Source organism: Neptuniibacter sp. 1_MG-2023 (genome assembly GCF_030547185.1).
Lineage (GTDB): Bacteria > Pseudomonadota > Gammaproteobacteria > Pseudomonadales > Balneatricaceae > Neptuniibacter.
This window is the reverse complement of sequence record NZ_JAUOQR010000005.1, coordinates 1-25,516: the sequence shown is the minus strand read 5'-3', so window position 1 is coordinate 25,516 and position 25,516 is coordinate 1. Positions and strand designations below refer to the sequence as shown.

Below are 25,516 nucleotides of genomic sequence, written 5' to 3'. Positions count from 1 at the left end.
AGGTATTTAACATGTCTACAGCGATGACTTACTACCAGCAAGCGATTAAAACAGAACTCCCGAGCATGGAAGTACCGGGTAGTAACGCATTTATCGGCGATATAGCGGTGTCTGATGATCCTGATAAAACAATTGCTAGCGGTTTTTTTCGTATGGAAAAATCAGATGAGCCTCTGGTCTATGAGTACACATATCACGAGATGAAAATCATCGTTGAGGGTGAAATGATCATCACCGATAAAGAGGGTAATACGGTACATGCGAAGGTGGGTGATGTGCTTTATTTCCCTAAAGGTAGTGTTATTACTTTCCAGTCTCCTAGCTACGGTATTGGTTTCTTCTGTGGCCAGCGTAAAGAAGGCGAGGCTTAGTTTTTTAGCGTCCTATTTTTGAATCATCTTGAAGCGCGTTGAGTTAAAAATGATCAATTCTAGTGCTTCTTCTTTATGCCTAATACCGTAATTAATTTATAAGTATTTGAAATTAAATGAAAATATTGTATTGGGCATAAATTATGCATTTCCTGATAGGAAATAAAATTTACTGAAGAGTAACTTTATATCCTTCGTTACTTAAGGGATTAAGCAGGTCAACGAAGGTGATTGGATAGGCTTAACGGTAGGGTTACATACCGTTAAACCTATCAAATTACAGAATTGTATAACCTAATAGGGGGGTCTTATGGACCAGGTCGAAACTGCTCAGAAAATTGCAGAACTGCAAAACCTGATTGAGATGTCCGGCACAATCAATATGGAAGTATTTTATTGGTGGTGTACCGGTTTGATGGTAATTATCCATGCGGGTTTTTTAGCCTACGAGATGGGTGCTTCCCGTTTAAAAAATGCCCTGGCTTCAGGCGTTAAAAATATATTGGCGTTTGCCTTTATTATTCCTACGTTCTTTTTCTTTGGTTGGTGGATCTATTTGGCCATGTACAATGGCTTTACTCCAGACTTTGAAGCGGGTGCAGCAGGCCTTCCTTGGTCGAGTAATATGGGACCTAACCTAGCGGATAATGCGAGCGGTATTTTCTGGGGAGCCTTTGTATTGTTTGCAGCGACGACTGCTTCAATCTTCTCCGGTGCTGTGATTGAACGTATCCGTATGAGCTCGTTCATTATACTGGCCATTATTCTTGGCTCTGTTGTATGGATCTTGGCGGCATCTTGGGGATGGCATCCACAAGGCTGGTTAACAGTTGATTGGGGTTTTCATGACTTCGGTGCAGCGGGTGCAGTTCATATGGTCGCAGGGTTCTTTGCTCTAGGTGTAACCATTAACTTGGGTGCACGTATTGGACGCTTCGCGCCTGATGGCACGCCACTCGCAATTACAGGTCACAGTGTACCGATGAGTATTATCGGTCTGATGTTGATTATTGTTGGCTTCTTCGGTTTCCTTGGCGGCTGTATTATCTATACAACCGGCGGTCAGTGGACGACTATCTTCGGTACGCCAACAACGTTGTCATCTATTAGCTTCAATACATTAATGGCTTTCTCGGGCGGTATTATCGGTTCTTACGTGATCACACGTCAGCCATTCTGGATGATGTCTGGTGCACTAGCAGGTATCTTCTCTGCTGCGCCAGGTTTAGATCTGTACTACCCACCATTAGCCTTCTTGATGGGTATAACTGGCGGTATTGCTGCGCCTCTAGCTGATAAATTCCTAACTAATAAATTTAAGATTGATGATGCTGTAGGCGCCTTTGCTGTGCATGGTGTCGGTGGTCTTATCGGTATTGTTGGTTTAGGTATTTTCAGCGGCTTCCCTAATGTTATTGAAGGTGCACCTGCGATTAGTTTCATGGGTCAGCTTAAGAGCGCATTAGTGATGGCTTCTCTAGGGTTTATCCCAGGTTTTGGTTTGTCATATGTGATGGCCAAAATGGGAGCTTTACGAGTACCACCAAAAGCAGAAGAAGCGGGTTTGGATTTAGTCGAAGTTCCATTAGCGGCTTATCCGGAATCAGTGCCTGCAACAGCACAAGAGACTACACCTACTAACACTTCAACTGTTACTGTTTAAGGAGATTTATTATGAATGTAAGTCCTATTACGTCGTGGGAAGGTGCTGAAGCAGTCTTTACTTTCGCTGATAGCCCAACAGCCATTATGGTTATACTTTCACTATCTATTGCGGTAACTTTGGGAACAATTATCGCTTCAGTTAAACATGAGAACGATACTTATATAGATTATAAGTGACCTTGTATGACTGACTAGGATTGTTGATTCCGTCCTAGTAATAAGACATCTTAGCAAGATGGCTGAAAGAAATAGCGCCCGCTTTGTGGGCGTTATTTTGTTATGACTGGAGGGGGAGATAACAGATGAGTTATTCGATTTCTGCTGGAGGCAACCATTGGGTGTTTCCTGATCTGAAGACAGTAATGGCCAAAGCCAGCCCTGATCGTTCGGGTGATCGTTTAGCCGGCGTTGCGGCTCAAACATCACAGGAACGAGTAGCGGCACAGATGGTATTAGCTGACCTTCCTCTGAAAACCTTCCTCACTGAAGCACTCATTCCTTATGAAGAGGATGAAGTGACCCGCCTGATAATCGATAAGCATGATCAGACCGCTTTCCGGCCCATCTCCTCTTTTACAGTGGGTGATTTTCGTAATTGGTTATTATCTGATTTAGCGGATACTACCCAGTTAAAAAATATATCTTTAGGTTTAACGCCAGAGATGGTTGCCGCTGTATCGAAAATTATGCGGATTCAGGATCTTATTCTCGTCGCTAAGAAATGCTCAAATCCTACGGCTTTTCGCAATAGGATTGGTTTACCTCAGCGATTATCTACACGTTTACAACCAAATCATCCGACGGATGATCCTACAGGCGTGGCGGCCAGTGTACTTGATGGGCTTTTATATGGCAGTGGTGATGCGGTTATTGGAATAAACCCTGCAACTGACAATATAAGTTCAGTTATCACGTTGATGAAGCTATTGGATGATATTATTCAACGATATGATATCCCTACTCAATCTTGTGTATTAACTCACGTAACAACCCATTTAGAAGCGATTAATCGCGGCGCTCCTGTTGATCTGGTTTTTCAATCGATTGCGGGAACTGAAAAAGCTAATAAGAGTTTTGGTATAGATTTAGCTGTCCTCAAAGAGGCACATTCTGCGGCCCTGAGCCTAAACCGTGGCAGTTGTGGTGACAATGTTATGTATTTTGAGACGGGGCAAGGGAGTGCTCTATCGGCGGATGCTCATTTTGGTTTAGATCAGCAAACCTGTGAAACTCGTGCTTATGCAGTGGCTCGTGAGTTTTCGCCACTGTTGGTAAATACGGTGGTCGGGTTTATCGGGCCTGAATATCTTTATAACGGTAAGCAGATTATTAGAGCGGGTTTAGAAGATCATTTTTGTGGCAAGTTGTTGGGTTTACCTATGGGCTGCGATATCTGTTACACCAATCATGCGGAAGCGGATCAAGATGATATGGATATGCTGCTGACGCAATTAGGTGCAGCAGGCGTAAACTTTATTATGGGTATTCCCGGTTCCGATGACATTATGCTTAATTATCAAACCACCTCGTTCCATGATGCCCTGTATATTCGTAAAATATTAGGTTTAAGACCAAGTCCTGAGTTTGAGCAATGGTTGATAAAAATGGGCATAACGACTGAGCAAGGGCTGTTGTTAGATGGTTTACCTGCAGCATTTTCGCACCTACAAGCGCGTATTGGAGGTTGATATGGCCGACTCTAAATTATCATCTAATGGTTTATCCAATAAGTTGTCTGAGGGATATTTAACCGAGAATGATTGGGCTGGGTTAAAACGTTATACCGATGCTCGGATCGCTTTAGGTCGTGCCGGAACGAGCATCCCCACTCAAGCGATGCTCTCCTTCCAGATGGATCATGGGAACGCGAGAGATGCGGTTCACCTTCCTTTAGATGTAGATAAATTGTGTAGTGAATTGCAGGATCAAGCGATTACGCCGATTTTACTTAAAAGTCGGGCGCAAGGGCGAACTGAGTATTTGCAACGGCCTGATTTAGGGCGTCGGTTGAGCGTAGCTTCTGCGGCTACCTTAACGTCTTTCGCCGAGACTATTGAACCATCGATGCAGGCTTGTATTACTATTGTTGATGGCTTGTCATCGTTTGCGATTCAGTCCCATGCCGCTAACTTTTTTAAGCAGATTAGTTTACGACTTAAAGAGGAGGGCATTACGCAAATGCCCCCTTGTCTTGTCGAGCAGGGACGGGTCGCTGTTGGTGATGAGATTGGCGACATTCTCAATGCTCAGTTAATGATTTTGTTGGTCGGTGAACGACCTGGATTAAGCTCTCCCGATAGTCTCGGTGTTTACTTCACCTATAAGCCTAAACTAGGTTTTTCTGATGCCAATCGAAACTGTATTTCAAATATCCGGCCCGCTGGTATGTCTTATGAAGCAGCGGCTGATAAGCTTATCTGGCTCATTAAACAGTCTTTACAGCTTGATTATTCAGGGGTCGAGTTAAAAGATCAGTCTGATTCTATTGAATCCCTTGAAGAGCCAAAGTTAGGTAATTTCTTACTCGATTAGAGAGGAAACCGGATTCAGAGAATCCGGTTTGTTTTATGACTAGAAAGCTCAACGGCGATGGCCTTGGATGTGGGGGTTCTACTGTCGACACCATAGCTATCTAATGGCACTAATGGATTAGTTTCAGGGTAATAAGCTGCAATATTACCGGCAGGTATACTATAACCTACCAGTTTGAACCCTTTTATCTCTCGGGTACGACCGTCATCCCAAAGACTCTTAATATCGACTAGCTGCCCCTCTTTAAATCCAAGGCGTTGAATATCTGCTGGGTTGATAAACAGTACATCCCTTTCACCTTTAATACCTCTATAGCGATCGTTCATTCCGTAAATAGTGGTGTTATATTGATCGTGGGATCGAAGGGTTTGTAAGACTAAGACTTTCTCATGTAAAAGTTTGGCTGACTTATCCGGTAAGATACTGTCCGGAAGAGGGTGGCTGTGAATAATCGCTTTGCCCCCTTGAGTTACCCAATTTCTGTCTCTTGCTGTATTGCCCAAATAGAACCCTCCGGGTTGTTCAATTTTGCTATTGAATTCGGAGAAACCAGGAATGGTTTGAGCGATTAATTCCCGTATGGCACTGTAGTCCTCAACTACCTTCAACCAATCAATAGGTTTGCTGCCTAACACAGCATTCGCTATACCTGCGATGATGGCCGGTTCTGAGCGCATCTCTGTCGAACTGGGTTCAAGTACGCCGGCTGAGGCGTGCACCATGCTAAAGGAGTCTTCAACGGTTATCTTTTGAGGGCCTTTTGCTTGTTGATCTATATCGGTTCGGCCAAGGCAGGGCAGAATAAGTGCATCTTTGCCGGTAATGAGATGCGAGCGATTTAGCTTAGTGCTGATCTGTACGGTTAAATCACATTGGCTTAGGGCGTGCTCTGTTACTGCTGTATCAGGAGAGGCTGCAGCGAAGTTACCACCTAGGCCGATAAATACTTTACAGTCGCCTGACTGCATAGCCTCAATCGCTTCGACTGCGGAATGGCCGTGTTGGCGAGGCATCGCTATTTTAAATTGTGCTTCTAATGTGTCTAAAAACTGATCTGATGGGCGCTCGTTAATCCCCATCGTTCTATCGCCTTGTACATTACTATGCCCTCGAACAGGACAGAGGCCCGCGCCTGGGCGGCCTATATTGCCTCCTAATGTCATCCAGTTGATAAGCTCATGGAGTGTGGCAACTGAGTGATGATGTTGCGTTAAACCCATAGCCCAAGTGCTAATGACCTTATCCGCTTCAATGTAGATGCTAGCAGCCTTATCAATCTCATCCCGTGTCAGGCCTGACTGATCAAGAATCTTTTCCCAGGGTGTCTCTTTAACCGTTTGTAAGTACTCATCCATTCCTTGGGTATGTTCATTAATAAAGGCCTGATCAAGGAGTGTGCCTAGCTTGCTTGCAGAACCTAATTCGAGGATTGATTTAGTCATGCCTCGAATCGCTGCCATATCACCCCCAATTTTGGGTGATAGGTAGAGGGAGTTCATCGTTGTGGCGTTATTGGTAAGCATCTCTACAGGGTTTTGCGGGTGTTGAAATTTTTCCAGTCCACGCTCTTTGAGTGGATTAAAAATCACAATTTTAGCACCACGTTTGATTGCACTACGCAATGTATCCAACATACGAGGATGGTTAGTGCCGGGATTTTGGCCAAAGACAAAAATTGCATCAGCATCTTCGAAATCATCTAAAGTAACGGTGCCTTTACCAATCCCAATACTGCTAGTTAACGCAAATCCGCTGGCTTCGTGACACATATTTGAGCAATCAGGGAAGTTATTGGTACCAAAGCTTCGACCAAAAAGCTGATATAGGTACGCCGCTTCATTACTGGCGCGTCCTGAGGTGTAAAGCTCAAGCTGATCTGGGTTATCAAGTTTATTTAGATGATCGGCTATTAATCGATAAGCTTCGCCCCAGCTAATCGGTTGATATTTATCGCTCTCTTTGTTGTAGCGCATAGGGTGGGTTAAACGACCTTGATACTCAAGGTAGTAATTACTTTGCTTCTTTAGCCAACTCAGTGTGTATTGGTTGAAAAAGTCAGCACCGACCTGTTTAGAGGTGGCTTCCCAGTTGACGGCCTTTGCACCGTTTTCACAAAACTTTATTTTGTTGGGTGTTTTTTCTTCTCCCCATGCACAGCCGGGGCAATCAAAACCATCACTTTGATTGGTATTTAGTAGTGATTTAATGTTTTTAACTGCATTTTTGCTGCCTAACAAATGGCGTGTTGTGCTTTCTAATGCTCCCCACCCCCCAGCAGGGGCCTTATAAGCAGGCGATGTGGAAATATCAGTCTTTTTATCGCTCATGAATGGAATCCTTTAGCTTATAGAATAGGTGGCTGGGAAAAGGTTTTTAATTCGCCCTTACGGGTGATTTGAATAAGATTGAGGTTGTAGTGGTGTGCCATTTGAGTCGCTAAGTGGCTCGGGCTGGATATATGGATCAGTGTAGATAGCTTTGCTTTAACCGCTTTTTGAATCAGTTCTACACTGCAGCGGCTGCTCATTAGAATACTGAAGCCATTTAGTTTGATGTTGTTTTTTAGTGCGAAACCAATGGTCTTGTCCAGCGCGTTATGCCTACCAATATCTTCATGACATGTTACAACTTCACCTTCTGGGGAGAGCAACAATGCTGCATGTACCCCTTTTAATTTCTGTAGACTAAACAGCGTATTAGGTAGGTGAAGTAGCTGCTTTTTTGGTGGTAAAGCAGAATGCGGAAGGCTGTTTAGATCAGGGATCGCTACGTCGAGAGCTGCTGTTCCGCAAATACCACAGCCGGTTAATCCTTGTCTAAAACTATGCTGTTTTTTATAGCGTATAGATTGTCTCGGACTAATTTTCATAGCTATGTTGTAGGCGGGCAGCTGAAAACCCTCTCCTTGTTGCAGCGCGACGTTATGCTGGTAAATATCGAGATCTCGAAGATCCGAATAATGATCAATAATACCTTCACTAAATGCAAAACCGATTGCGAAATACTCAAGGTCGATGGGAGTCAACATCATTACCGCGTGAGAAATATCATTGACTGATATGGCGACAGGGATCTCCTGCGCTAGATCGCTTGCAGTATAGGGGTGTTCAATGTTGAGTAAGTTTGCGGAGTTATGTGGGCTAGATTCCATAAGCCAAAAATAGATTTGTCTGTTTCATATAATATATACATGAATCATAGCGAATGGGGTAGTAATTTAACAGTGGTAAATATAGTTTCCTAATAAGAAATTAAAAAATTATATCTACTTATGGGTGTAATTCCGGCTGGGCTGAATTACTGTCGCTGATAAGAAGGCGGCTTTAGTGCTACAAGTCGCCCACCTTCTGTGGCTGAAGCTATCAAATTAAGCTTTTAACGTTATTGTTCTAAGCGTCGGACATCTACAGATACGCTTAGTTGATGGCTATTGCCACCATCAAATATAACGCCTTTAAGTGGCGTGACATCAGAATAGTCACGTCCCCATGCCGTTGTAATATGCTGCTCTTTCGGTATGTCGTCATTAGTTGGATCGAATTCGAACCACCCTTCGCCGGGGGAATAAATAGCAAACCATGCATGGGATGCGTCGGCACCAACTAGTTTTTCTTGGCCAGGCGGAGGTAGTGTTTCAAGATAGCCACTAACGTAACGTGCGGGGTAGCCTAACGCCCGTAAACAGCCAATCGCTATATGTGCGAAATCTTGGCAAACACCACTTTTTCGTTGTAACACTTCATCTAAAGGGGTGGCTACCGTTGTAGAACTTGGATCGTATTTGAAGTCGTTAAATATTTTCGTGGTGAGCGCGCGAGCAGCAGATAAAAGAGGTATATCATCCTGAAAAAGTGATTCAGCGTAGGATTTTAAGTTAGCGTTTGGGCGGATCATCGGTGAATCTAAGATATATTCTTTGGCCTGAATTGTATCTGCATCTTGGTTGTACATAAGCATATCGCGTGCAGCTTTACAGCTGATGCCAAGCTCAAGGGCAAATGCAGCTCGTTCATTTTGGCTATTAATCTCTGTTGTTACGTCGATCACAAGTTTTGTGTGAGGTTTTTGTAGAGAGAAATAAATATAGTGATTGCCAAAGTAGTCGCTATGTTGGGCCATGTAATTAGGTTTTGGTGTAATAACCACATTACTCGGTGCGCAGTTTTGTTCTAGCGTGTCCCGTGGAAGCAGGTGAGCCTGGTTGTAGCATAGAGATACTGGGCTATGGTATTTATACTCGGTAATATGTCTTATTTTATAGATCATATGGAGATAATTTCCTGTGTTTCTGCCAGCTGTTGAGGCCCTGCACTATGGTCAAAATATTGGTCGCTAAGAAGGACTGAAAACTCTTCTACTTGCTTGCGGACATCAGTTAATAGACGGTCTAACTCAATGCGTTTTTTACTTTGAGGATCCGCTTTTGCTAAGTCATTTAAATCAGCGAGCTGAATCTCATTAAGTGATTTAATAATCGTTTTTTGTGCAGGGTTTAAGCCGGGTTTCTGCGGTGATATTGCCTGCGGTAGTTCTTCAAAATGTGTTTGTAGACGCTTAATCTGGAAAAAGACTGAACGCGGATTTGTTTCATCAAGCATCAACAGTTCTAATCCGTGGGCTATATCATTATAGGTTCTATAACGACGCCTAAAGGTGATTAATGCCTCGACGCTTAGCAGAACAGCCTCTAACATTTGCGGTTGATCTGCATTAGCTAATTCAGGTGTTAATAGGGATTGAATTAGGCGCGATGTTTGTAGTGAACGTTCGACACGACGGCCAATTTCTTGGAATTTCCAGCCTATACCTCTCAGCATGCTTTCATGACTGAGCCCAGAGAGGGCTAGTAGTGTTGTCACTAATGGATCGAGTGTCTCTTCCGGTGCTGAAGGCATGCCGCCGACATAGGCACGTTCTAAGTCATAAAGGTTATCACGTAGATCGTTGACGATACGGTGAGTATCTGCCGAAAGCATCTCTTTAACCTCTTCTGAACAGGTTAAGACAGACAATAAGCAGGATTTAATGCTATCAGGACGTTGTGTATCTAATATGAGTTTAATTAATTCCTGATCTTGATTTAATAACGCGCTGCTTGCCATAAAGCCCGGCAAACAGTTTGTTTGTTTAGAGAGTGCTTGTAATAGCAGATTTTTACTGGCCGTCGGAAGAGGGTCAATACTATTTAACTGCATAAAGACAGTACGTATTAAGCGTATGGTTGATTCCGCCCGTTCAGCATAGCGACCTAACCAGAAGAGGTTTTCAACGACACGGCTAGGTAGATTTGATTCTTGCGCGATGCTTCTATCTTCGACCAGAGATAGTTGTTTTTCAGGCTCTGAAGCTAATATCCATGTATCTTTACTTTGCGACCCGACTTGATTTGATACAAAACTATCTTGTCCTGACAGCCCTACGCGGGTGAGCCCGCCAGACATAACGGCGTAGGTACTTTCACTTGCAACGGTAAATGTACGGAATATAGAAGGGCGTGTTTTTAATTGCTGCTCTTGCCAAGCGGGTATATATGACGGCGATATATAGCTTTGCGCCACAAAGTTATAGGGTGCTTTTTCAATACGTGCGAGTACTTTTTGTTTATCTGAGTCTGATAAAGTGTGGCCGTGTATGCTTGGGCTTTTTGTTTGTCGCATTGCCGGTTTTATAATCAGAGAGTCAATATTCTCTTTGATATAAAGCATATCTTGCGGGTCACCACACCACCATGTATTTACAGAAGGTAGTTTTAGCTCATGCCCAAAAAAATGCTGGCTAATTGCAGGCATAAATTTCAGGAGGGCTGGTGTTTCTAATATGCCAGAACCTAAAGGGTTAGTGACGACAACATTACCAGCCCTTACAACTTCAACTAGGCCTGGAATGCCAAGATAGGAATCTGATTTAAGTTCGACTGGATCACAATATATATCGTCTACACGGCGCAGAATAACATCGACTTTACGAAGACCATTGAGTGACTTTAACCATACATGCCCATCTCTAACGGTTAAATCACTGCCTTGAACAAGCGGATAGCCGAGATAGTTTGATAGGTAAGTATGTTCAAAATAAGTTTCGCTATAAGCACCAGGTGTCAGAATTACAATTTGTGGATCATCACCCGAGGTTGGCGATAGAGCGTTCAAGGTCACGCGTAGCGACTGAAAGAATAGGGCTAAACGGTGAACTTGACTGTCGCGAAAAAGGCTCGGTATTACACGGGTGAGTACAGTTCTGTTTTCTAGCGCATAGCCAGCGCCACTGGGAGCTTGAGTACGATCACCAATAATAATCATATTACCATCGGGACCGCGAGTCATATCGGCAGCATGTAGTGTTAGGCTGCGTTCTCCAGGCATTGGTATGCCTTTGCATTGGCGGAGAAATCCAGGGTGGCTGTAGATGACTTCAGGAGGGATGACCCCTTGTCTTATGAGTTCTTGAGGCCCATAAATATCTTTTAGAACTAAGTTTAGGAGTTCTGCTCGTTCTATTAAGCCTTGTTCAACTTGGCTCCATTCGTCACTGGAGATCAACATAGGAATGGGATCAAGTTCCCAAGTGTTTTTTCCTAGTGGATCACTGACTAGATTATAAGTTGCACCATCATCACGCAAAATACGTGATGCTTTTTGGTAACGGTCTTGTAAGCCGGATGAGCCGAGTGCATTAATACTATTGAGTAGATACTCCCAGTGCGCACGAGGCTGACCAAACTCATCATAAGCTTCGTTGTAATGCCCATTAGGCGATAAAGACCAATGTAAATTTTGGCCTTGAACGCCCTGAGTTTGCGATTGCGATTGCGTCTGCTTGCTTTGCACTGGTTTACTCTTTAATTAACAAATTCGGGCTCATTATAGCCCCTATCTGATGATAAAGGGCTATGCCTGGCAAGCAAACTGATATTCTTTTTGAACTAGTTTCTTAGGAGTAACAATTTCTTCCTGTGGATCACCCATATTGAAGGCAAACCAATTGGTCATAAGGGCAGTATGTAGTTCGGAAATACTGATCTGCAGTTGATTGAGGTAATCACGAAACTTCTCATCAAGTGGGTTGCCATTGGCAAGAGAGTAATGAAGCTTTTTAAACTCGCTCATATCTTTCAGAATATTTTTTGAACGAGGTAGTTTTTTGGCTGCGGTTTCCATCTCATTAATGCAGAAGTTAATGGTTCTAGGGAAATATTCATCTTCTAATAGGAAGCGGGCCACTTTTTTTGACTCAATGGCGGTACGAACGCTTCGTCTGTAGTTCATATAACCACTGAGTGAGCGTAAAACATTCCCCCATACCACTTGGCTGAGATTGATTCGGGTACCTTGATTGGGTTGTAGCATAATGGATACGCCCGCATCGAGAATACGGGTTGTCATATCAGCCCGTTCAAGGTTACGCCCGAGGGTCATAAACTGCCAAGAGGCATCACGGCTCATAGCGCCTTCAAAAAGGCCGTTAATCTCTTGGCAACGTTGGATGATATTGTTGAGAAACTTATGACGATCCGTGCGGTTAATACCTTGGCGGATATTGTTGCGTGCGTATAAGTCTAATTCGTTTATCTGCTCCCATGTATCTTGTGGGAGTACATCTCGAGTGGTTCGGATATTTTCTTTAGCGTGTTTTAATGAGGATAGCATTGAGCTTGGGTTGGTATCATCAGCCAATAAGAATTTAACAACGTTGTGCTCAGTTTGTACTTTGTAGCGTTCTGAAAATGTATCAGTACAGCTATTTATTCTAATAAGATTAAACCAACTAATATTGGTATCACGGGGTAAATCGAATAAAAGGTTATCGTATACCCCTACTAATCTTGCTGTATTTTCGACACGTTCTAGGTAACGTGCGCTCCAATAAATTCTTTCTGCAACTCGAGATAGCATAATCATTTATCCTCTGTATCGACGATCCAAGTATCTTTACTGCCACCACCTTGTGATGAGTTGACAACCAATGAGCCTTTTTTCATGGCAACACGGGTAAGGCCTCCCGTGGTGACATAAGTATTTTTTCCTTGGAGAATGAAAGGGCGCAGATCTAAATGCCTAGGTTCCATTGTGTTAGAGCTAATTAATGTTGGAGCTGTAGATAAGCTTAGTGTAGGTTGAGCAATATAGTTACGTGGGTTTTCTTGAATTAACTCTGCAAAGGTTGCCTGCTCTTTTTTAGTCGAGTGAGGCCCAATGAGCATTCCATATCCGCCAGATTCATTGGCTGGCTTAATCACCAGTTCATCTAGATGCTCTAAAACATAAGCTCTTTGCTCTGGATCTTCACAGAGAAAAGTTTCTACATTAGGCAATATTGGCTTCTCATTGAGGTAATACTCAATAATTTCAGGTACATAGGCATAAATAACTTTGTCATCGGCTACGCCCGCGCCAGGTGCATTGGCCAGTGCAACGTTGCCTGCTTTCCAAGCTCTCATCATGCCCGGAACGCCTAGAACTGATTCTTTATCGAATACTTCTGGGTCGATGAAAAGATCATCAATACGACGATAAATTACATCGACTCTTTCAGGGCCGGAGATTGTTTTCATATAAACACAATCATCATCGTCAACAAACAGATCGCTGCCTTCAACGAGCTCGACCCCCATCTGTTGTGCTAGAAAGGCATGTTCAAAATAAGCGGAGTTAAAAATACCTGGTGTAAGGACAACAATTTCTGGCTCTTCTATCTCTCGGGGTGAGAGAGATAGCAGCATATCAAATAGTTGTTCAGGGTAATCATCTAAGGGCAAGATGTTTTCTTTTTCGAACATTTCAGGCAGGACACGTTTAGTTATTGCTCTGTTTTCGAGCATGTAGGAAACGCCGGAGGGGACCCTTAGGTTATCCTCTAAAACGTAAAATTGTCCGTCGGCATCTCTGACTAAATCGGTTCCGCATATGTGCGCCCATACACCATGTGCTGGGTTCACGCCTACGCACTCAGGTCTAAAGTTTTTTGACTCTTTGATTATATGTTCAGGAATGATGCCATCTTTAATTACATTTTGATCGTGATAGAGATCATCAATAAACATATTGAGGGCTTTCAAACGCTGTTTTAAACCATCTGCAGTTGTTTTCCATAGAGGAGCAGGAATTGTGCGGGGGATGATGTCAAAAGGCCAAGCTCTATCTATGTTTCCTTCTTCAGTATAAACGGTAAATGAAATCCCCATCTCTTGAATTGTCACCTCAGCCATTTGGCGGCGTCTATCAAGATCTTTTTCGTCCATTTCGGAGATATGTTTCACTAATTTATTTGCGGAATCTCTAGCACGTCCTGTGGGGGTGATGAGTTCGTCATAATGCTGCTTAGATTGATAATTATCCCAAATCATACCTATACCCAGATTATTGATCTTAATGTTGAGCGCTATCGAACGTTAAATACGCACCAATTTATACTGACTGCACCAATATTGTGCTTAAACCGTTTGCATATCTTATCTAAGCGTTTAATTCGCCGTATATATAGGGATCAGCAAGTTTCAGGCCAGTATTGGTGCATGATCATATATGGGGCGTTTGGCAAAATGATGACATGATCGGTAAGCCATTATGATTATAGGACATTCTCAATATTACGTTATGTTTACTCAACTATTTGTTGAGTAGGTAGATAATGATGCAGGTTAGTAGAGCGGTTATGGCTTGCCAAACGAGTACGGGGTTGCGCTCCATTAAGGGGGGACGGCTTTTATTAAGGAATGTTTTGTTGGGGTGTCTAAGGTCAAATATGAACTCTGATAGCTCTTCATATCGTTTATAGGGATTTGGATGTACAGCTTTCTTGAGTGTCTCATCGATCCAGGCGGGTATTTCTCTATCCTCGTCTAAGACCGAGTTGTAGTTGAGCTTCTTTTGCGCAGAGGGAGTGCGGGACTTAGAAACTTGAGTGCCGTAAGGGAAACGACTAGATAGCATGTGATAGGTTAAGACACCGAGTGAATAGAGGTCTGAGCGGCTAGTGCCTATGTCGCCCAAAAAGTATTCTGGGGCGGTATAGAGTGCTGTGCCTAGTATTTCGCACTGCTCCTGAGTTGCAGAAGATTCTACAATGCCGGCTATTCTAACTGAACCAAAGTCAATGATTTTTACTGTGCCGGATGGATCGATCATAATGTTATCGGGTTTTATATCTTGATGAAGAATATCCATTCTATGCAGAGCCCGTAACCCTTTTGCAACTTGCTCTATAATAGCTCTGACTGCTTCAATACTTGGTTTAGGGTTATCAATCATCCACTGTTTTAATGTTTGTCCTTCTATATATTCAGTCGTGGTGTAGAGGAAGTTCCTTTTTCTTGTTTGCCTGCCTGCTTTTAACACGTGGGCGCTATTGACGCGGCGAGCGACCCATTCTTCCATTAAAAAGCGCTCAAGGTAATCGGGATCACCGCGTAGATCTATCGATGGGATTTTTAGAATAACGTGCTCATTAGTTTCATCATCTACCGCAAGGTAAACATGACTGCGACTGGTTGCATGTATTTCGCGAATAATCTTATACCCATCAAACTGTTCGCGGGCCACGAGTATGGGGGGGAGAGGGAGATCATCAACCTGAAGTTGTATCTCATTTGTATCTTGCTGTGGTACAGAATCAATACGGATAATTTGGATAGTTAAGTTATCCTCACTACCCAATTCAAATGCATGTTCAACAATGTTTTTGGCTGCTTGGTTTAAGTCGTTACTGTTTTCTTTTAATGCGTTGTCTATAAAGGTGGCGTCTACATGCTCATAAACGCCATCGGTTGCTAAGATGAAGATGTCGTTTTTTACGATTGGTACCGATAAAAAATCAAGTTCTAGTTGTGGCTCAATACCGAGTGCACGACTGAGGTAGCTTTTGTTTTGGGAGATCCATAATCGGTGGTCTTTAGTGAGTTGCTCTAAAGCATGATCATGAAATTTATAGATTCTAGAATCACCAATGTGAAATAGATAAGCCGTCGTACTTTTAATGATCATTGCACTAAAGGTACAGACATAACCTTTATCTTTATCGTAGCGGAAATCGCTGTTTCTCGTTTGTGCGTAAAGCCAAGCGTTTGCTGCAGATAGCACTCTCTCGCCTGATGTTTGTACTGACCAAGCATCGGATGTGCAGTAGTAATCATCGAGAAAGCTTTTTATCGCTGTTTCGCTTGCTATATGACTGACTTGGCTACTACTGATGCCATCGGCAACGGCGCAAGCAATACCTTTAAGGTTCAATTGGGCATTGGTTGGGATAACAAAGCCGTGGAAGTCCTGATTGCTCTCTTTGCGGCCTTTGTCAGAATACTGCCCAATTGATACTTTAAGTTTGGCTATCATCATATCCACCAAAAAGCCCCTTCATGTAATGATAGGGGCTTTTATTATTTTATGTATCGTTGCACAAAACGCTAAGCAAAAAAGTACAAGAAATTAAGCGATAGTACGTTTTTTGGCTGTTTTAATATGAGTTGTGTACAGGGTTAAGCCAGTGAATGCTAAGCCGCCGACTAAGTTACCTAGTGCTGTAGGAATTTCGTTCCAGATAAAGTAATCCATAACTGAGAAATCACCACCCATAATAATGCCTGATGGGAAAAGGAACATATTAACTACAGAATGCTCGAACCCCATAAAGAAGAACAGCATAATTGGCATCCACATTGCGATGACTTTACCGCTTACTGATGTAGATATCATTGCGCCAACAACACCCATAGATACCATCCAGTTACATAGCATACCGCGTATAAAAATAGTGAACCAACCGGCTGCGCCATATTCGGCATAACCTAAAGTACGGGCTTCACCTACGCTGGCAATTTTTGCACCGACAGCACCAGGATCTGTATTAAAACCATAGGTGAAAACAAAGGCCATCATGACAGCTACAGTTAATGCGCCAGCAAAGTTACCAAGGAAAACAAGTCCCCAGTTTCTTAATACACCGTTGACGGTTACTCCAGGACGTTTATCAAGTAAGGCTAGAGGAGTGAGGACAAAAACCCCTGTAAGTAAGTCAAAGCCCATAAGATAAAGCATACAAAAACCAACGGGGAACAACATGGCGCCAATTAGAAAGACACCAGTTTGAACGGCGATAGTAATTGCAAATACAGCAGCGAGCGCCAAAATTGCGCCTGCCATATAGGCTCGGATCAATGTGTCACGTGTTGACATATGAACCTTAGATTCACCAGCGTCCACCATCTTCGTGACAAATTCGGAGGGGAGTAAGTAAGCCATATTTATTGCCTCATTCAATGTTTAGAATTTTTTAAATCGAGTAATTACACGTTTTTTTGGCCAAAAAAAAGCGCACACTATCTATCTCTCTTAAAGAGTAGCTAGTGGACGCCATTGTCCTAGTTCACTGTAATATTGGTTCGTTAGAGAACCATCTGAATTTATTTAAAGCATAAGCTGTGCCTATTTTATTATTATCTTTTAAAACAGATGGTTATGCTTGTTTTTAATTTATTTATTTATGTTTTTTCGAGGTAAATAAAATAATAGTTGCTAGCTAATAGTGCTTGCTTGAGGTTTGTGCGCTTTTGTGGGGCAAGGATTGGGTGTTGCTTTGATATTGAGATTGATAGGTAGGGAGTATTGGTTTATTAAGACTTGTAAGGCGTAATTTTCGCCTTACAAGTCATAGGGGAAATCTATTTAAATACTCTATAAAAGCTTCACTTCATTGATTGAAGTGCGGCGATACGTTGATCTAAAGGAGGGTGGCTTGCCATGAGTGCCATCAACCCAGATTTCATATGGCTGCTTATTCCAAATGCGGTGAGCTGTCCAGGCATCTGATCTGGCATATCATATTCAGCTTTTAGACGTTGCAAAGCACCGATCATTGCGTGGTTGCTTGATAGGTGCGCGCCAGCTGCGTCTGCTCTGTACTCGCGATAACGGGAGAACCAAGCAACAATAAACGAAGCCAGAAAAGCGAAGATCATTTCAAAGATAAATACAGTGATGTAATAGCCGATACCGCTACCTGCTGGGCTGTTATCGTTACTGTTCTTTAAAAAGCTATCTACAGCGTAACCAGCAATACGAGCGAAGAACATAACAAAAGTATTAATAACCCCCTGCACTAAGGTCATAGTTACCATATCACCATTGGCAACATGGCCAATCTCATGGGCCATAACTGCTTTTACTTCTTCTCGTTGGAAGCGCTGTAGTAATCCTAAGCTTACGGCAACTAAAGCATTATTTTTATTCCAACCGGTAGCAAATGCATTAGCTTGTTGGGCAGGGAAGATGCCAACTTCAGGCATTTTTATACCTGCTTTTTCGGACAGTTCAGCTACTGTATCAAGTAACCATTGCTCATCAGCGTTACGGGCATGAGTTATGATCTCCGTACCTGTGGACATTTTGGCCATTTTTTTGGATAGGAAAAGGGAGATAAAAGAGCCAATAAAGCCAAATACAGCACAAAAAATAAGTAGGCTGGTTAAGTTTAGGCCGGAACTTGAGATGTAGTGCTCCACACCGAGTAAATTCAGTGTGATACTGGCTACAATTAGTACGGCAATATTAGTGAGTAGAAAAAGGCCGATACGCATCATCTGTGTCTATGTTCCTATGATAAAAAGTTGTTACTTAGATTAGGGCGCAAGGGAAAAGTTTCAAGTGAATTAATCCTGTTTGTTTGCATAGTTTTTTCGATTGATTAGGTAAATATAATAACTTTGATCATCGCTGGTGTAGAGCGCAACACACGCATATAATGCGTGATTTTTTTGATCCTCATTATCTAGGAATCTTAATGCATACAATCTTGAGCGAAGTTAAAAAGCAGTTGTCTAATTCAGACAATGAAGCGCGTAGAATTTTTCACGGGCGTGGGCACTGCTTTGAAGGCTTTGAGCATTTGGTTATTGATTGGTTTCCTCCTTACGCGGTTGCTAGATTTTATCGTGATGTAGAGCCTGATTGGATTGAAACGTTAAGTGAGGCACTTAAAGCGCTGCCGGAGATTAAGGGACTGGTCGTGCAGCGACGCTCGCGTGGCAAAGGGGCAAACCAAGATGTGGCTTGGGGAGAGGTTCCAGAGTTAATGGAAACTCAGGAACTTGGATTGTCTTATTATGTTAAGCCGCAACGCAATCAAAACAGTGGCTTGTTTTTAGATATGCGTGAAGGCCGACGGTGGATTAAAGAGAATGGGAACCAAAAGCGTGTGCTTAACCTTTTTTCCTATACCTGTGCCTTTTCTGTTGCTGCTATTGCTGGGGGTGCAGATCATGTTGTTAATGTAGACATGTCTAAAGGGGCGATAAGTACTGGGCGTGATAACCACCGTTTAAATCGTATTAAAGGTGATAGAGTCACGTTTCTGGCTTATGATCTATTTAGATCTTGGAAGCGTGTACGTCAACTGGGGCCTTATGATGTGATTGTTATAGATCCACCTAGTTTTCAGCCAGGCAGTTTTGTCGCAGAAAAAGATTATCGTAAAGTGATCCGACGTTTGAGTGATCTTACTGAATCGGGAAGCCAAGTTTTGGCATGCCATAATGACCCTAAAAATGGCACTGAGTTTTTAAAACAGCTGATGTTAGACGAATGCCCAGACTTTACGTTTGTTGAGCGTTTAAGTAACCCTGAAGACTTTCCAGAAGCTGAGTTAGAAAAAGGGTTAAAAGTGTTGTTGTATGTTAGGGAGAGATGAGTGGAATTAATTTGTATTGATCTAGAAGCAAGTGGATTGGGCGCGGAGTCTTATCCCATTGAGATTGCTTGGATTAATGATAAAACCGGTGAACAGGATAGTTTTCTAATTAATCCTGAATCAGCTGCTGGCTGGCATTATTGGGATGAGCATGCGGAAGAGGTGCATGGTATAGATCGTGATGATTTGGTCAGCAAAGGTTTAGATATAGTTAATGCCTGTAAGCGTATGAATAAAATGCTGACAGGAAAAACGTTGATTAGCGATGCCTTTGAATTTGATCTGTTTTGGCTAAGCCGTTTATTTGAGGCTACAGGTATTCAGCCGAGTTTTAGAATGGCGGGTTTAGATCGAATATTAAATAAAGAGCAGCGTATTCAGTTCAGCTTTTTAGCAAAAGCACAGTTAAGACGTCATCGTGCGTTGCAGGATGTTGAAGATATTATTAAATGTATTAAAGCGGTGACGCTACAAGGGCCTGAAACTGCCTGATCGATTTTGATTGGTATAAAAAAGCGACAAGAATAATCTGTTATCCGTCGCTTTATTTACCGCGATATAAATTAAGCTAGACTGCTTAAGCCTGAGTCTAAAATCAGCGCTTCTTCGAGCACATCGCAAGTATTAGATGAAATTCCAGCTAAAACGGCTATATCTTCAGGAAATTTTGCTTGTAAAATTTCCGCCGATTCACCTTTGTGTGTGGCTAAATGCACTAATGTCGCTAAGTTTACAATAGCTGCAAGAGGTGAGGGGTTGTCAGCGCTGGCAGGATGTTTATATTGCAGTACTGCTTCGCCTAGTTCTTTAGGAAACTTCCACATATTAAGCAGTGCTTGCCCCGCTTCTTGTGAGGTAAAGCCAAAACACTCTTTCTCTGCCTCATCACGACTACAGTTCGATTCTTCAATTAAAGCTTGGATTGCTTGAGCTTTTATGGGGTCGGCTAGATGAAGTAAGAGTTGCCCGATGTTATGAATTAATCCAGCAGTAAACGCTACGTCAGGGTTAATTTGAGAACCTTGTTCCGCAAACCATTTTGACAATGCGGCAACTTGAAATGCATCGCTCCAGAATTTTTTAAGGTCGATACCTTTTACTTCTTGAACTGAACCGGCGATGCCTGATGCAATGACGAGTGTTTTGAGGCGAACCATACCTAGCATGACTACAGCTTGCTCAATGGATGACACTTTGCGGCTTAAACCAAAATGGGCGGAGTTGACGAGTCGAAGAATTTTTAAAGAGAGGGTTTGGTCGTTAGATACTTTTTTAGCAATTTCACCGTAATCAGCTGCGGGATTGTTTAACTGCTGTATTAGTTGTCTAACTACGTCTGGAACGTTAGGTAATCTATCCGTTTGTTTGAGTAGTTCACGAATCTCCATAATATCCCTTAGAGCTCAGATTTTTATTAGGTACTTCAAGCGGAGGTTAAATATATTTTGATGTACGCTATTTTTATTAGTCGGGGAGGGTTCACAAGAGGGCGGTGCTGAGAAAAAGCGGCTAAGTTAGCCGCCTTTTGATTTCTCATTGCTGATTGAGAACTAAGCCTTCAATCTGCTCACGAATCTCTTCGTATTGCCCCATCTCTTCAGGCATGAAGTACAGCTTGTAAAAGCAGCGGTCAATTAAGCGCGCTTTTTTATCATTAACTGTTTCTTTGTATGAACCGTACAGGTAATTCATCTGGAGGTGAATTACACGAGTGTGAGGTGGTACAGTCACTTCATGGTGTTCAAGATCAAAGCGAACCTTGCTTTCTTTAATCGTGTAAAACGATATTTCTGCTACATGCGTAAGGTTAATAAGAAAGTTCGATGTAACAGGCACTAAGTGACGCTGCTCCAAACCATTATGTTCCATGTAGATGCCGCAGTTTTTTCTTACCTTAATAAACATGTTTAGTTCCACTAATTCAAAAGGCTTATTTATATTACGATTTTAGTATAAGACGGTTTCGTGACAATGTCTTTACAAAATAGGCCACTCAATGAGTGGCCTAGTTGATTATTGCTTATAGGTTTTCAGAAAAACCCCAATACGTTCAATAGCATCTTCAAGCACATCTTCTCTAGGTAAAAAAACTAACCTAAAGTGTTGAGTGTCCGGAACATTAAATCCGCTACCTTGAACAATTAATACTTTTTGTTGAAGGAGAAGATCAAGCGCCATTTTTTCGTCATTCTGAATCGGGTGTATTTCTGGATCCAGCTTTGGAAATAGGTATAGAGCCCCTTCGGGTTTTGCGCAGCTGACCCCTGGAATGTCGTTAAGCATCTCCCAAGCTAAGTTACGCTGCTCATATAAACGGCCACCGGGAGTGATTAATTCATTAATGCTCTGGTATCCACCTAAGGCTGTTTGGATTGCGTGCTGCGTAGGTACGTTTGAGCATAAACGCATGCTTGATAGCATATCTAAACCATCAATGTAGTCTCGTGCATGATACTTAGGCCCGCTGACAATCATCCAACCAGAGCGAAAACCTGCGGCGCGGTATGATTTTGATAAACCATTAAAAGAGATAAACAGAACATCTTCCGCCAGTGAAGCGAGCGAAGTGTGTTCCACCTCATCATAAAGGATCTTGTCGTATATCTCGTCAGCAAAAACAATAAGGTTATGTTCGCGAGCGAGATCAACGATCTGCTCAAGCACTGCTTTGGGATAGACCGCACCTGTAGGGTTGTTTGGATTGATAACCACTATGCCTTTGGTGCGCTCAGTTATCTTGTTGCGGATATCTTCGATGTCCGGTGCCCAGCCTTTTTCCTCATCACAGTGGTAGTGCACTGGGGTCCCGCTACTTAAACTAACTGCGGCGGTCCATAGTGGGTAATCGGGTGCAGGGATTAGCATCTCATCTGAATCGTTAAGCAGGCCTTGCATGGCCATGACGATCAGCTCTGATACACCATTGCCTATATAAATGTCTTCTATGCCTACATTACGGATTCCGTTTTTCTGACACTCTTGCATCACCGCTTTACGGGCGGAAAACAAACCTTTTGAATCGATATAGCCTTGGGAGGCGGGTAGGTTGTAAATTACATCCTGTACGATCTCTTCTGGCGCATCAAATCCCCATGGGGCTGGGTTGCCAATGTTTAATTTAAGAATTCGTTGGCCTTCCTCTTCAAGGCGTTTTGCTTCTTGAAGAACAGGTCCGCGAATGTCATAGCAAACATTGATTAGCTTGTTTGATTTACGGATTACTGGCATTTTTATGTCCTGCGGAACATCAGCTGGAATCTATAGAGCTGTATGTTGTCCTATTACAATGTGGCTAAATCGGTATGATTAGCCTCTAAAAAAAGAGAATAATCATACGCCTTTTATTTCGCGAAACCTATAGATACAGGGCTCTGTAGCATTATTAGTTGTAGATTATTTAAGGTTCTGGAGAAGTTATGAGTGATAAAAAAGAAAAAATAAGTCGGACAGATGATGAATGGCGCGAAGTTTTATCGCCAGCTGAGTTCAATGTGTGTCGTGAAAAAGGAACTGAACGGCCATTTACCGGTGAATATTATAATAGCCACCAGAAGGGTACTTATTTATGTAAATGTTGCGGTGAGGCTTTATTTAGCTCGGAGCATAAATACGATTCAGGCTGTGGATGGCCTAGTTTTTTCCAGCCTAATATGGAAAGTGTTGTAGCAGAACATCATGATGTTTCTCATGGCATGGTGCGAACAGAGGTTACTTGTGCGCGGTGTGATGCCCATTTAGGGCATGTTTTTACTGATGGGCCGCAGCCTACAGGGCTTCGTTATTGCATTAACTCAGCCTCATTGGATTTTGATGAGGAGTCTGTTTAAAACCATGAAGAGTTTTCAATGGATTTATGAGCATGCAAAGCAGCATAAGCTGGAGGATGATATAGAGTTTTTACTCCCTCAGCCTTTAGAAACAGAAGAGCTTGCTTTGATAGCAGATGATCGCTTGTTGAGTGTTATGTCACGAAGGGTGTTTCGCGCTGGATTGAAACACGCTTTAGTTGACAGTAAATGGCCTGAATTCGAGAAAGCTTTCTTTGGCTTTGATCCTGAAAAGATTAGTTTGATGAGTGATGAGCAGCTCGAAAAACTGATGCAGAATGATAAGATTATTAGGCATTGGGGTAAGATTAAAGCGACTCGCAATAATGCGTTAATGGTCCATGAGTTAGCTCTAAATAAGGGTAGCTTTGCACGATTTTTAGCTGATTGGCCCACTTCAGATATTGTTGGTTTGTGGGCTTACCTTAAAAAACATGGTCAGCAGCTTGGTGGTAATTCAGGTGCTTATTTTTTAAGAATGGTGGGGAAAGATTCTTTTATTCTAACCGATGATGTGGTCGCAGCATTGAAAGCTCAAGGGATTATCGATAAAAAGCCGACGGCCAAACGTGATCTGCAAAAAGTGCAGGATTGTTTTAATCTTTGGCAAGTAGAATCGGGGCGGCCTTTAAGTCAAATTAGCCGTTTATTATCATTTACTGTCGGTTGGTAGTTGTTGCGTTTTAGTAGGGATATCAGAGACTTTACCCCCTGAGATCCCTATTTTTAGGTTTAGTTGAATTGAATAAAGTCCAGCAGTTGTTTGTCATTCACGACTAGATTCATATTTTCAGTCACTAGCTCATTAATTATTTTAATATTTTCTTGTTCTGATGGAGTGCCAACAAATGTGTGCTGTTTCTCATTTGTATAGCTGCCTGTGTAGCGTTTACTGCCTTTTGTTAGGTCTACATTAATTTTCATATCTAAATTAACGATTTGCTTGAGTCCATGTTTTTCTACTTGGTAATTTAGACTGATAAGATTCACTTTCATTGTATATTCGCCTTTAAAGAAGCGGCGAATCCCCATATCCTCTAAAGCGTGTTCGGTGGAGTGTTTGAGTAGGGCTACACTGTCTTTTAGGATGATTTCAGGGGATGGTGTTTTGTCTGTTGCTCGGTAACCTACGACTTTGTTTGCTCTTAGATCTTGGGCTTGGACGTCTATACGTATCTCTTTATCCAGCTTTCGCGAGACTTGCAGTTCGGGGTGGATATCTATCACTTGTGAATTTAAGGATGCGCAGCCTGTGAATAGCATTAGTAATGCTGCAGGAATCATCATTTTTAAAGAATAAGTCGATAGCATTAAATTACTCCATATCCGTTATAGGGCGTGGGCTTAGGCCGTTAATAAAAGCGGCTAAAGTATCTTCTAGTTTTCGTATTGGTGGTTTGCCTGGTTTCTCTAGCCATACTTCACCACTGTAATTATCGACGCTGATAAAGTAATCATTATCAGGTTCTGGGCATGCAATAAAAAAAGTCAGTGGCCGTTTTTGCTGTCGTTTAGAGAGTGCATGACCTATTAAGTTGCCTCGTAGCCGTTCTAAATCTTCTTCATTCCAGGATTGCAGTAAGCTTAAATCGCCATCCGCTGATTTTGCAGGGATAGGATCAGACCAGTAGCGACTGTAGTAATCAATAATATCTTGATGTATCTCTTCTTCAAGTGCTGCGCTTAAACGAGTAAACATATCATTGGCTTTTAGTTGGCGTGTTGGACGCCAATCGACTAAAGATCCGTCACTGCCTTTATTTAGATAGCAAAGGGAGGGCCAGTCCTCATCAAATCTCATCTTTGGAGGTGTGGGCTGTATGGCTATCAATTTGTTAATAAACTGATCCATTGCATAACTAACAGAGCTTTCTGACATGCGATACCTTAGTTGTTATTCGAACGTTATTAAGTGTTACTGATCGGGTTAAGTTAAACGCTATTTTAACGTATTTGATTTATAAATACCGATATATGGGGATTGGTGCTCAGAATGAGTATATTGGTTTATTAGCTAGAGGTTAGGTCTGGGTGGATAGCTTGGTTTACTATTTATGGGAACATAATGATTTCATTAAAGTTTCTATTTAACTTACTGATTTTGTACAAAGAATAAGCAGTAATGATCTTTTTCTTTTTTTTTATTTGAAACGTTTGACATGCACATTAAAACCCGTAAAATTCGCACTCCGTTTGAGGCGCTAAGTTAATGTCTTTGGCGGGTTTGGGATCACGGTCGTCACTTAAGGTGGAGATCGAGGTCGCGGGTTCGAGTCCCGTAGATTGTGGAGTGGTAGTTCACTTCGTTGGGATAGCGGTCTGTCACTTAAGGTGGAGATCGAGGTCGCGGGTTCGAGTCCCGTATTACGGAGTGGTAGTTCAGTTGGTTAGAATACCTGCCTGTCACGCAGGGGGTCGCGGGTTCGAGTCCCGTCCATTCCGCCA

General features: G+C 42.5%; 23 protein-coding genes and 1 tRNA gene. 10 read left to right on the top strand and 14 right to left on the bottom strand.

Going from position 1 to position 25,516, the window contains the following annotated elements:
- The first annotated feature begins 11 nt into the window (after nucleotides 1-11).
- The 5 genes from Q4492_RS07470 to eutC all read left to right on the top strand — a co-directional run bounded on the left by Q4492_RS07470 (nucleotide 12) and on the right by eutC (nucleotide 4,568).
- Complete coding sequence (locus tag Q4492_RS07470) at nucleotides 12-371, top strand: cupin domain-containing protein (protein WP_303416619.1); 360 nt, start codon at nucleotides 12-14, stop codon at nucleotides 369-371.
- A gap of 310 nt (nucleotides 372-681) precedes the next feature.
- Nucleotides 682-2,034, top strand: coding sequence for an ammonium transporter (locus tag Q4492_RS07465; protein WP_303416618.1), 1,353 nt, complete (start codon nucleotides 682-684; stop codon nucleotides 2,032-2,034).
- An 11-nt stretch (nucleotides 2,035-2,045) separates the two neighbouring features.
- Nucleotides 2,046-2,213 (top strand): hypothetical protein, encoded by a 168-nt coding sequence (locus tag Q4492_RS07460; RefSeq protein ID WP_197468053.1) that lies wholly within the window; start codon nucleotides 2,046-2,048, stop codon nucleotides 2,211-2,213.
- Between the two features lie 125 nt (nucleotides 2,214-2,338).
- On the top strand, nucleotides 2,339-3,724 hold the full coding sequence (locus Q4492_RS07455; RefSeq protein WP_303416617.1) for an ethanolamine ammonia-lyase subunit EutB: 1,386 nt from the start codon (nucleotides 2,339-2,341) through the stop codon (nucleotides 3,722-3,724).
- 1 nt (nucleotide 3,725) lies between these two features.
- Nucleotides 3,726-4,568 (top strand): ethanolamine ammonia-lyase subunit EutC, encoded by an 843-nt coding sequence (eutC, locus tag Q4492_RS07450; protein WP_303416616.1) that lies wholly within the window; start codon nucleotides 3,726-3,728, stop codon nucleotides 4,566-4,568.
- Between the two features lie 14 nt (nucleotides 4,569-4,582).
- Here eutC and Q4492_RS07445 read toward each other — a convergent pair whose 3' ends face one another.
- From Q4492_RS07445 to htpX, 9 genes are all read right to left on the bottom strand, one after another.
- Nucleotides 4,583-6,895, bottom strand: a complete 2,313-nt coding sequence (locus Q4492_RS07445; protein ID WP_303416615.1) for an FdhF/YdeP family oxidoreductase — start codon at nucleotides 6,893-6,895, stop codon at nucleotides 4,583-4,585.
- A gap of 17 nt (nucleotides 6,896-6,912) precedes the next feature.
- On the bottom strand, nucleotides 6,913-7,719 hold the full coding sequence (gene fdhD / locus Q4492_RS07440) for a formate dehydrogenase accessory sulfurtransferase FdhD (RefSeq protein ID WP_303416614.1): 807 nt from the start codon (nucleotides 7,717-7,719) through the stop codon (nucleotides 6,913-6,915).
- A gap of 230 nt (nucleotides 7,720-7,949) precedes the next feature.
- The gene (locus tag Q4492_RS07435; RefSeq protein ID WP_303416613.1) at nucleotides 7,950-8,834 is read right to left on the bottom strand and encodes a transglutaminase family protein; all 885 of its coding nucleotides are present in this window, start codon (nucleotides 8,832-8,834) and stop codon (nucleotides 7,950-7,952) included.
- Nucleotides 8,831-11,395 carry a circularly permuted type 2 ATP-grasp protein gene (locus Q4492_RS07430; protein WP_303416612.1) on the bottom strand — a complete coding sequence of 855 codons (2,565 nt, stop codon included), beginning with the start codon at nucleotides 11,393-11,395 and terminating at the stop codon, nucleotides 8,831-8,833. Before Q4492_RS07430 ends, Q4492_RS07435 begins: the two co-directional genes overlap by 4 nt.
- A 60-nt stretch (nucleotides 11,396-11,455) precedes the next feature.
- Nucleotides 11,456-12,460 carry an alpha-E domain-containing protein gene (locus Q4492_RS07425; protein ID WP_303416611.1) on the bottom strand — a complete coding sequence of 335 codons (1,005 nt, stop codon included), beginning with the start codon at nucleotides 12,458-12,460 and terminating at the stop codon, nucleotides 11,456-11,458.
- 2 nt (nucleotides 12,461-12,462) lie between these two features.
- Complete coding sequence (locus tag Q4492_RS07420; protein ID WP_303416902.1) at nucleotides 12,463-13,917, bottom strand: circularly permuted type 2 ATP-grasp protein; 1,455 nt, start codon at nucleotides 13,915-13,917, stop codon at nucleotides 12,463-12,465.
- Between the two features lie 256 nt (nucleotides 13,918-14,173).
- The gene (locus Q4492_RS07415; protein ID WP_368389437.1) at nucleotides 14,174-15,898 is read right to left on the bottom strand and encodes a protein kinase; all 1,725 of its coding nucleotides are present in this window, start codon (nucleotides 15,896-15,898) and stop codon (nucleotides 14,174-14,176) included.
- Between the two features lie 90 nt (nucleotides 15,899-15,988).
- On the bottom strand, nucleotides 15,989-16,801 hold the full coding sequence (locus Q4492_RS07410) for a formate/nitrite transporter family protein (RefSeq protein ID WP_303416610.1): 813 nt from the start codon (nucleotides 16,799-16,801) through the stop codon (nucleotides 15,989-15,991).
- A 443-nt stretch (nucleotides 16,802-17,244) separates the two neighbouring features.
- Nucleotides 17,245-18,138 carry a protease HtpX gene (gene htpX / locus Q4492_RS07405; protein WP_303416609.1) on the bottom strand — a complete coding sequence of 298 codons (894 nt, stop codon included), beginning with the start codon at nucleotides 18,136-18,138 and terminating at the stop codon, nucleotides 17,245-17,247.
- A 200-nt stretch (nucleotides 18,139-18,338) separates the two neighbouring features.
- Between htpX and Q4492_RS07400 the strand changes: the two genes are divergently transcribed.
- Both Q4492_RS07400 and Q4492_RS07395 read left to right on the top strand, forming a co-directional pair.
- Nucleotides 18,339-19,244 carry a class I SAM-dependent methyltransferase gene (locus Q4492_RS07400; RefSeq protein WP_303416608.1) on the top strand — a complete coding sequence of 302 codons (906 nt, stop codon included), beginning with the start codon at nucleotides 18,339-18,341 and terminating at the stop codon, nucleotides 19,242-19,244.
- The gene (locus Q4492_RS07395) at nucleotides 19,245-19,736 is read left to right on the top strand and encodes an exonuclease domain-containing protein (protein WP_303416607.1); all 492 of its coding nucleotides are present in this window, start codon (nucleotides 19,245-19,247) and stop codon (nucleotides 19,734-19,736) included.
- A gap of 71 nt (nucleotides 19,737-19,807) precedes the next feature.
- Here Q4492_RS07395 and Q4492_RS07390 read toward each other — a convergent pair whose 3' ends face one another.
- The 3 genes from Q4492_RS07390 to Q4492_RS07380 all read right to left on the bottom strand — a co-directional run bounded on the left by Q4492_RS07390 (nucleotide 19,808) and on the right by Q4492_RS07380 (nucleotide 22,472).
- Nucleotides 19,808-20,632: an HDOD domain-containing protein gene (locus Q4492_RS07390; protein WP_303416606.1), complete on the bottom strand. Its 825-nt coding sequence runs from the start codon at nucleotides 20,630-20,632 to the stop codon at nucleotides 19,808-19,810.
- Between the two features lie 145 nt (nucleotides 20,633-20,777).
- Nucleotides 20,778-21,149: a hypothetical protein gene (locus Q4492_RS07385; RefSeq protein WP_067866935.1), complete on the bottom strand. Its 372-nt coding sequence runs from the start codon at nucleotides 21,147-21,149 to the stop codon at nucleotides 20,778-20,780.
- Between the two features lie 108 nt (nucleotides 21,150-21,257).
- The gene (locus Q4492_RS07380) at nucleotides 21,258-22,472 is read right to left on the bottom strand and encodes a pyridoxal phosphate-dependent aminotransferase (protein ID WP_303416605.1); all 1,215 of its coding nucleotides are present in this window, start codon (nucleotides 22,470-22,472) and stop codon (nucleotides 21,258-21,260) included.
- Nucleotides 22,473-22,660: 188 nt separating this feature from the next.
- Between Q4492_RS07380 and msrB the strand changes: the two genes are divergently transcribed.
- Entirely contained in the window at nucleotides 22,661-23,071 is a 411-nt protein-coding gene (gene msrB / locus Q4492_RS07375; protein ID WP_303416604.1) for a peptide-methionine (R)-S-oxide reductase MsrB, read from the top strand.
- A gap of 4 nt (nucleotides 23,072-23,075) precedes the next feature.
- Nucleotides 23,076-23,744 carry a DNA-3-methyladenine glycosylase I gene (locus Q4492_RS07370; RefSeq protein WP_303416603.1) on the top strand — a complete coding sequence of 223 codons (669 nt, stop codon included), beginning with the start codon at nucleotides 23,076-23,078 and terminating at the stop codon, nucleotides 23,742-23,744.
- A gap of 59 nt (nucleotides 23,745-23,803) precedes the next feature.
- On the opposite strand, the gene Q4492_RS07365 is transcribed toward Q4492_RS07370, so the two are convergent.
- A complete protein-coding gene (locus tag Q4492_RS07365) occupies nucleotides 23,804-24,382 on the bottom strand; it encodes a YajG family lipoprotein (protein ID WP_303416602.1) in 579 nt (192 codons plus the stop codon).
- Between the two features lie 4 nt (nucleotides 24,383-24,386).
- A complete protein-coding gene (locus Q4492_RS07360; RefSeq protein WP_303416601.1) occupies nucleotides 24,387-24,950 on the bottom strand; it encodes a SecY-interacting protein Syd in 564 nt (187 codons plus the stop codon).
- A 489-nt stretch (nucleotides 24,951-25,439) separates the two neighbouring features.
- Between Q4492_RS07360 and Q4492_RS07355 the strand changes: the two genes are divergently transcribed.
- Nucleotides 25,440-25,516: transfer RNA gene (locus tag Q4492_RS07355), tRNA-Asp, on the top strand.

Coding starts and splice junctions, on each gene's coding strand:
- eutC (WP_303416616.1), top strand. CDS start 3,726: ATGGCCGACTCTAAATTATCATCTAATGGTTTATCCAATAAGTTGTCT.
- Q4492_RS07385 (WP_067866935.1), bottom strand. CDS start 21,149: ATGTTTATTAAGGTAAGAAAAAACTGCGGCATCTACATGGAACATAAT.
- msrB (WP_303416604.1), top strand. CDS start 22,661: ATGAGTGATAAAAAAGAAAAAATAAGTCGGACAGATGATGAATGGCGC.
- Q4492_RS07365 (WP_303416602.1), bottom strand. CDS start 24,382: ATGCTATCGACTTATTCTTTAAAAATGATGATTCCTGCAGCATTACTA.
- Q4492_RS07435 (WP_303416613.1), bottom strand. CDS start 8,834: ATGATCTATAAAATAAGACATATTACCGAGTATAAATACCATAGCCCA.
- Q4492_RS07465 (WP_303416618.1), top strand. CDS start 682: ATGGACCAGGTCGAAACTGCTCAGAAAATTGCAGAACTGCAAAACCTG.
- Q4492_RS07380 (WP_303416605.1), bottom strand. CDS start 22,472: ATGCCAGTAATCCGTAAATCAAACAAGCTAATCAATGTTTGCTATGAC.
- htpX (WP_303416609.1), bottom strand. CDS start 18,138: ATGATGCGTATCGGCCTTTTTCTACTCACTAATATTGCCGTACTAATT.
- Q4492_RS07360 (WP_303416601.1), bottom strand. CDS start 24,950: ATGTCAGAAAGCTCTGTTAGTTATGCAATGGATCAGTTTATTAACAAA.
- Q4492_RS07390 (WP_303416606.1), bottom strand. CDS start 20,632: ATGGAGATTCGTGAACTACTCAAACAAACGGATAGATTACCTAACGTT.
- Q4492_RS07410 (WP_303416610.1), bottom strand. CDS start 16,801: ATGGCTTACTTACTCCCCTCCGAATTTGTCACGAAGATGGTGGACGCT.
- Q4492_RS07400 (WP_303416608.1), top strand. CDS start 18,339: ATGCATACAATCTTGAGCGAAGTTAAAAAGCAGTTGTCTAATTCAGAC.
- Q4492_RS07415 (WP_368389437.1), bottom strand. CDS start 15,898: ATGATGATAGCCAAACTTAAAGTATCAATTGGGCAGTATTCTGACAAA.
- Q4492_RS07370 (WP_303416603.1), top strand. CDS start 23,076: ATGAAGAGTTTTCAATGGATTTATGAGCATGCAAAGCAGCATAAGCTG.
- Q4492_RS07425 (WP_303416611.1), bottom strand. CDS start 12,460: ATGCTATCTCGAGTTGCAGAAAGAATTTATTGGAGCGCACGTTACCTA.
- Q4492_RS07445 (WP_303416615.1), bottom strand. CDS start 6,895: ATGAGCGATAAAAAGACTGATATTTCCACATCGCCTGCTTATAAGGCC.
- Q4492_RS07455 (WP_303416617.1), top strand. CDS start 2,339: ATGAGTTATTCGATTTCTGCTGGAGGCAACCATTGGGTGTTTCCTGAT.
- Q4492_RS07470 (WP_303416619.1), top strand. CDS start 12: ATGTCTACAGCGATGACTTACTACCAGCAAGCGATTAAAACAGAACTC.
- fdhD (WP_303416614.1), bottom strand. CDS start 7,719: ATGGAATCTAGCCCACATAACTCCGCAAACTTACTCAACATTGAACAC.
- Q4492_RS07460 (WP_197468053.1), top strand. CDS start 2,046: ATGAATGTAAGTCCTATTACGTCGTGGGAAGGTGCTGAAGCAGTCTTT.